This window comes from Tardiphaga sp. GW822-FHT04G09 (assembly GCF_058800725.1).
Genome location: NZ_JBXAMO010000001.1, coordinates 774450 through 780810, shown reverse-complemented (window position 1 = coordinate 780810; position 6361 = coordinate 774450). Strand labels below are relative to the sequence as shown.

Below are 6361 nucleotides of genomic sequence, written 5' to 3'. Positions count from 1 at the left end.
CTGCTCCGTGCAAATCACGGAACCCTATGAATCAGCGATTGAACCTCTTGGGAATCCTGAATGTCGATCGGCCCTAGGCCGTCCTCCCGCATTCGCGCCGAGATCGCACAGTCAGCGTATTTTGGGCTGACAGCCGTTCCATCGAATCGCCTCTCAACAGTTTGATGACCGAGACGCGCAATGCTGCCTCCCCCGCAAGGCGGTCGCCAAATCGCTGAGGTCGTGACACATCTCCTGATATTGCATCGCAATATTTCCGCTCAGGAGAATACCCATCCGACTTTCCCTTCCTATTCTCGCGCTGGCTGCGGCTTCCTTCGGCATCGGCACGACTGAATTCGTCATCATGGGTCTGCTGCCGGACGTCGCGCGCAACCTGTCCGTGACCATTCCGCAGGCCGGCTATCTTGTCTCGGGTTACGCCATGGGCGTCGTGATCGGCGCACCGATCGTGGCGATGGCGACCGCGGGCATCCCGCGCAAGACGGCTCTCCTCGCGCTGATGACATTGTTCACCATCGGCAATCTCGGCTGCGCCCTTGCGCCGGATTACTGGCTGCTGATGCTGGCGCGCGTGGTCACGGCTTTCGCTCATGGCGCGTTCTTCGGAATTGGCGCGGTCGTGGCGAGCAATCTGGTGCCGCGTGAACAGCGAACGCAAGCAGTGTCATTGATGTTCGCCGGCCTGACGCTGGCCAATGTGCTGGGCGTTCCGTTCGGCACAGCCCTCGGACAGGCCGCAGGCTGGCGCGTGGCGTTCTGGGCCGTGGTGGCGATCGGCATCATCGCGTTCCTCGCCATCACGCGTTTCGTTCCATCGGGCATGCCGGGCACACGCGGCGGACTGGCGAAAGAGTTTCGCGCACTCGGCCGCTGGCCTGTGCTGCTGCCGATGCTGATCTCAACCATCGCGTCGGTCAGCATGTTCAGCCTCTTCACCTACATCACGCCGCTGCTTGAAGAGGTCACCGGACTCACGCCGCATGGCGTCACGGGAGCATTGCTGGCGATCGGCGTCGGCCTCACCATCGGCAATCTGATCGGCGGTCGCCTCGCGGACCGCAACCTGCTCTCGACCATCATCGGCGCCTTCATCTGCCTCGTCGTCGTGCTCGGCGCACTCGCGCTTGTGGTGCACATGGCGCTCCCGACGCTGGTGCTGCTGATCCTGTGGGGCGGCATCGCTTTCGCGCTGGTCTCGCCGCTGCAGATCTGGGTGGTCGATGCGGCCACGGATGCGCCGAACCTGGCCTCGACCCTGAACCAGGGCGCATTCAATCTCGGCAACGCCACCGGCGCATGGATCGGCGGCGTCGCTCTCAATGCCGGCATGCACTATGCGCAACTGCCGCTGCTCGCAGCACTCGTCGCCACAGTCGGCCTTGGGCTCACGCTGAGCAGTCTCATTGACCGCCGGATCTTGCCGGCGCAGATCAGTCCGGCAGAATAGAGCATGATCCCGAAAAGTGGATGCCGGTTTTCGGCTAAGATCATGCTCCGGTAGAGACAAATGCCGCGACCGCATAAGCATTTTTCGCATTTTCAAGGAATCGATTTTGGCCCTCAGGCGCGACAGTTTCGCCTTCACCGCCTTTCTGGGCACATTGACCGCACTGCCACCGCTATCCATCGACATGGGATTGCCGGGCCTTCCGGCGATCGAGGCGAGTTTCGCCGACGCCGCGGGACGCGGGCCGCTGACGCTCAGCCTGTTCCTGGCGGGCTTTGCGATCTCACCTCTGATTTGCGGCCCCTTGGCTGACCGCTTCGGGCGTCGCGCAACCCTGCTGGATGGGCTGCTGCTGTTCTCGATCGCGGCCGGTGCCTGCGCGCTCGCGCCGTCCTTCACCGTGCTGCTTGCGTTTCGATTGCTGCAGGGCTTCGCCGCCGGCGCCTGTGCCATCCTGCCGATTGCCATCGTTCGCGATCTCTTCCAGCACACCATCGCACGGCAGAAATTATCGCAGATCGCCGCGGTGCTCGGCATCGCACCGATGATGGCGCCGGTGCTGGGCGGCTGGGTCATGGCGGTGAGCGACTGGCGGAGCATCTATGCCGTGCAGGCTGCCATCGGCTTGGCCCTCCTCATCGTCGGCGGCTTCGGTCTTGCGGAATCCCAGCCGGTGGAGAACCGCCGCTCCCTCAATCCGCGGCAGCTCGCCGAGAGCTATCGCTTCGTTCTCGGCGACCGCGGCTTTGTCGGTTATGCCCTGCTCTATGCCTGCGCCTTTGCCTGCATGTTCGCCTTCATTTCCGGCGCGCCGTCGGTTTTGATCGGCAGCCTTGGCCTGTCGACGACCAGCTTCTCGCTGCTGTTCGGTCTGACCTCCTGCGGCGTGCTGGTGGCATCGCTGATATCAGGGCAACTCAGCCGTCGTCATGTCGCCTCGCGCAAGATCATCGCCTTTGGCCTGCTGGTGATGATCGCGAGCGCTATTGCAGCACTCGCTCTGGTGCCTGCAGGCGCCGTCACCACGCTGTCGCTGACGCCGCTGATGGCGCTCACGATCTTTGCCTTCGGCCTGCTCGCGCCGAGCACCAACCACGAAGCCTTGCAGAACCTGCCGCATGTCGCAGGTGCGGCAGCCGGCGTGATGCGATGTACGCAGATGGTCATGGGCGCTTTCGCCAGCGCCATGATCGCCGTTTTCGAGCCTTTCGGACATCCGGCGCTGGTCATGACCGGCCTGATGGCCGGTATGGCGCTCGCCGCCGGCGCGATCTATCTGTGGCTATTGCCCAAGGCCAGTTCCGGGCAGAATCATCGCGCGTAACAGGAGTTGCCCATGAACGGAAAGATCGTCGTCATCACCGGAGCGTCCGGTGCGCTGGGTCAGGTCGTGCTCGAACGCGCCGTCGCAGGCGGAGCAACGGTAGCCGCCATCGACCATTCCGCCAACACGCCAGCGTCAACGCCAGATCGTTTCCAGATCGGCGGTGTCGATCTCTCCGATGCCACGCAAGCCGACGCGGCCATCGCCGCGGTGATCAAGCAGTTCGGCAAGATCGATGTGCTGATCAATATCGCCGGCGCGTTCGCTTTCGAGAATGTTGCCGACGGCAGCAACAAGAGCTGGGAGACGATGCATCGGCTCAACCTGCTCACCGCCCTCAATGCGTCGCGCGCGGCAATCCCGCATCTGACGTCGTCGAAGGCCGGACGGATCATCAATATCGGTGCGATGGGTGCGCTGCAGGCCGGCGCCGGCATGGGGCCTTACGCCGCCTCGAAGGCTGGCGTGCATCGGCTGACGGAAACGCTCGCCGCCGAACTGAAGGGCAAGGTCACGGTCAATGCCGTATTGCCTTCGACCATCGATACGCCCGCAAACCGGCGCGACATGGCCACTGCAGATTTTTCGAAATGGGTCACGCCGGATGAACTCGCCAGCGTAATCCTGTTTTTGGCCAGCGACGCCGCCAGCGCCGTCACCGGCGCATTACTGCCGGTGAGCGGGCGCGTCTGACTTACGCCTGGGCCTTTTTCTTCTTGCCGAATGCAGGCTTGGAGAAATTCGCACCGCCATCGCGCTTGGCCTTGGCGACGTAGGGCGGCTTGTCCGCGCGTGGTTTCTTTTCGAACTTCGGCTTGCCTTCGTAACGCGTGTCTTCGCTACGCGGCTTTGCATAAGCCGGCTTGTCGGCGCGCAGCGGATCGTATTTCGGCTTGCCGTCGAACTTGGGCTTGCCTTCATACTTCGGCTTGTCGTCGAAACGCGGTTTGCCCTCGTAGCGCGGCTTGTCACCCTGATAAGGCTTGTCGCTCTTCGGCTTGTCCTTCCAGGACTTCTCCTTATAGGCACCCTTGTCCTTGAAGTCCGGACGGTCGCCATCGGATCTGAAGCTCGGCTTGCGCGGGCGCTTGTTGGAATAGTCGCGATCTTCCGGGGCCGTGCGGCTCGATGCGACCGCGCCTTCCGGACCGTTCGCCAGCGGCTCGATGTGGATATTGTCTTCCTTGTCCGGACGCTTGATCATGGTCGCGAACTTCTCGGCCGCGGCTGCCGAAATCTCGAACTCCGAATTGCCGTCATAGATCTTGATCGCGCCGATATCCGCCTTCTCGATGCCGCCGCGACGGCAGATCATCGGCAGCAGCCAGCGCGCTTCGGCATTCTTCTGCCGGCCGATGGCGACGCGGAACCACTTGGCGCCCTCGCCCATCGGTTCGCTCTTCTTCGGGGTCTTGCGGACCGGCGCGCCTTCCTCGTCCCGGCGACGGCTGCCAGGGCGATCCTCGCGACCACGGAACGTGCCGGGATCCTGCACGTCTTCAGGCGACGGCAGACGCGAACGATACAGCCGCGCCAGCGCCGCTGCGATCTCCTCGGCCGAACGTTCGGCCAGCATCGCGCGCGCCAGCGTCAGATCGTCCTCGGTGGACTCTTCGGTGAACAGCGTGTCCTGCAGCATGCGCTGCTGATCGAGCACCCGGATTTCCTCGACGGTCGGTGCCGATCCCCAGACTGCATCGGTGCCGGCGAGATTGAGCAGCATCTCGGCCCGGCGACGGCGCGACGGCGGCACCAAAAGAACGCTGACGCCCTTGCGGCCGGCGCGGCCGGTACGGCCCGAGCGATGCTGCATCACTTCGGGATCGTTCGGCAGATCGGAATGAATGACGAGACCGAGATTGGGAAGATCGATGCCGCGCGCAGCCACGTCGGTAGCGACACAGACACGCGCGCGACCGTCACGCAGCGCCTGCAGCGCATGGGTGCGCTCGTTCTGCGACAGTTCGCCCGAGAGTGCGACGACCGAGAAACCGCGCTCCAGCAGCACCGTCTGCAGATGGTTCACCGCATTGCGCGTGTTGCAGAACACAATACTGCTCGGCGATTCAAAATAACGGAGCACGTTGACGACGGCATGTTCGACATCGTTCGGCGAAATCCGGATCGCGCGATATTCGATGTCGGAGTGGCCACCTTCGGTGCCAGCGACTTCGACGCGGAAGGCCTGCTGCTGATATTGCTTGGCCAGATTGGCAATGCCGCGCGGCAGCGTTGCCGAGAACAGCAGCGTGCGACGGGTTGCAGGCGTCGTCTTGAGGATGAACTCCATGTCCTCACGAAAGCCCATGTCGAGCATTTCGTCGGCTTCATCGAGCACCACGGCCTTCAGCTCGGAGACGTCGAGACGGTTGCGACGCAGATGGTCACACAGGCGGCCAGGCGTACCGACAACGATATGCGCACCTGCCGCCAGTTCGCGCTGCTCCTTGCGCGGATCCATACCGCCCACACAGGAAACGACACGTGCGCCGGCATATTGATAGAGCCAGGTCAGTTCGCCATGAACCTGCAGCGCAAGCTCGCGCGTCGGCGCGACGATCAGCGCCAGCGGCGATCCGGCCTTCGGCAGCTTCTCCGCGCCTTCGAGCAGATTGTCGGCGATCGCCAGACCGTAGGCGACCGTCTTGCCGGAACCTGTCTGCGCCGACACGAGAAGATCGCGGCCAACAGCATCGTCAGCAAGGACGGCGGCCTGGACGGGGGTGGATTCATTGTAGTTGCGCTCAGCCAACGCGCGGGCGAGCGACGGACCAGTCGAAAGAAATGACACAGATATAAACCTTGGTTGCAGCGGACCGCGTCGCGGTCGGACTCATTGGGATCCACGGGATCAATACTTGGGACCAAACGGAAACGAATCTGCCGCCCTTCAGTTGGCGGTCACGTCGGGTCCAGGAGTCCGGTGCGTATCGGGATCGAAGGAGCTTTACGCTGCTTCGCAGCAAAAGGCCAATCATTGCTGCCATGTGCCGGCGAAATCGGGCGATTCGAGGTTAACCCTCACAGAATTGCGCCAGCACCGGTATTTTGTCGCTCATATTTCACTGTGAGGCTTCGTGGTGCCCTCTTCGGTCTTCAGACCCTCCTGCTTGAAAGGCACCAGGAGCCACAATGTGAGGAACGTGAACAGCGAGATGACGACCGCCACATCGTAAGCACCGAGGCCGACCGCTGCACCGGTCGCGCCGGTCGCCCATAGACTGGCCGCTGTGGCGGTACCGCGCACCGAACCGTTATCCTTCAGAATGGCGCCGCCGCCAATAAAGCCCATGCCGGTCATCAGGCCTTCGATGATGCGCGCCGTGCCTTCGGGATGACCGTTCAGAACGCCTTCGGTGGCCTGAACAATGCCGCAGGTGGCGAGCGCCACCAGCGGAAAGGTGCGCAGCCCGGCGCTGCGCTCGGCACGCTCGCGATTCCAGCCGATAGGGAGCGCCAGAACATAGGCGATCGACATGGCGGTCAGATGCGGCAACAGATGAAAGCTGTCCGACATTTCCAGAAGGGTCTTCACCGAGTCTCCGATCGCTCAAAGGGATTGGGCGCCTCGGGTGTCGCCGCGGGCC

Annotated in this window: 5 protein-coding genes; 3 read left to right on the top strand and 2 right to left on the bottom strand. The window is 63.1% G+C overall.

What is annotated here, in order from left to right:
• The first annotated feature begins 274 nt into the window (after positions 1–274).
• The 3 genes from AC1RLZ_RS03745 (at position 275) to fabG (ending at position 3467) form a co-directional block, all read left to right on the top strand.
• On the top strand, positions 275–1450 hold the full coding sequence (locus AC1RLZ_RS03745; protein ID WP_493187538.1) for an MFS transporter: 1176 nt from the start codon (positions 275–277) through the stop codon (positions 1448–1450).
• A gap of 106 nt (positions 1451–1556) precedes the next feature.
• A complete protein-coding gene (locus tag AC1RLZ_RS03740; protein ID WP_493187506.1) occupies positions 1557–2774 on the top strand; it encodes a multidrug effflux MFS transporter in 1218 nt (405 codons plus the stop codon).
• 12 nt (positions 2775–2786) lie between these two features.
• Entirely contained in the window at positions 2787–3467 is a 681-nt protein-coding gene (gene fabG, locus AC1RLZ_RS03735) for a 3-oxoacyl-ACP reductase FabG (protein WP_493187505.1), read from the top strand.
• Position 3468: 1 nt separating this feature from the next.
• On the opposite strand, the gene AC1RLZ_RS03730 is transcribed toward fabG, so the two are convergent.
• Together AC1RLZ_RS03730 and AC1RLZ_RS03725 are read right to left on the bottom strand one after the other, a co-directional pair.
• The gene (locus AC1RLZ_RS03730; RefSeq protein ID WP_493187504.1) at positions 3469–5565 is read right to left on the bottom strand and encodes a DEAD/DEAH box helicase; all 2097 of its coding nucleotides are present in this window, start codon (positions 5563–5565) and stop codon (positions 3469–3471) included.
• Positions 5566–5829: 264 nt separating this feature from the next.
• Positions 5830–6309 carry an MgtC/SapB family protein gene (locus tag AC1RLZ_RS03725; RefSeq protein WP_493187503.1) on the bottom strand — a complete coding sequence of 160 codons (480 nt, stop codon included), beginning with the start codon at positions 6307–6309 and terminating at the stop codon, positions 5830–5832.
• Positions 6310–6361 lie beyond the last annotated feature (52 nt).

What these genes read in the sequence shown, in the direction of transcription:
- fabG (WP_493187505.1), top strand. Translation starts at nt 2,787, where the DNA reads ATGAACGGAAAGATCGTCGTCATCACCGGAGCGTCCGGTGCGCTGGGT.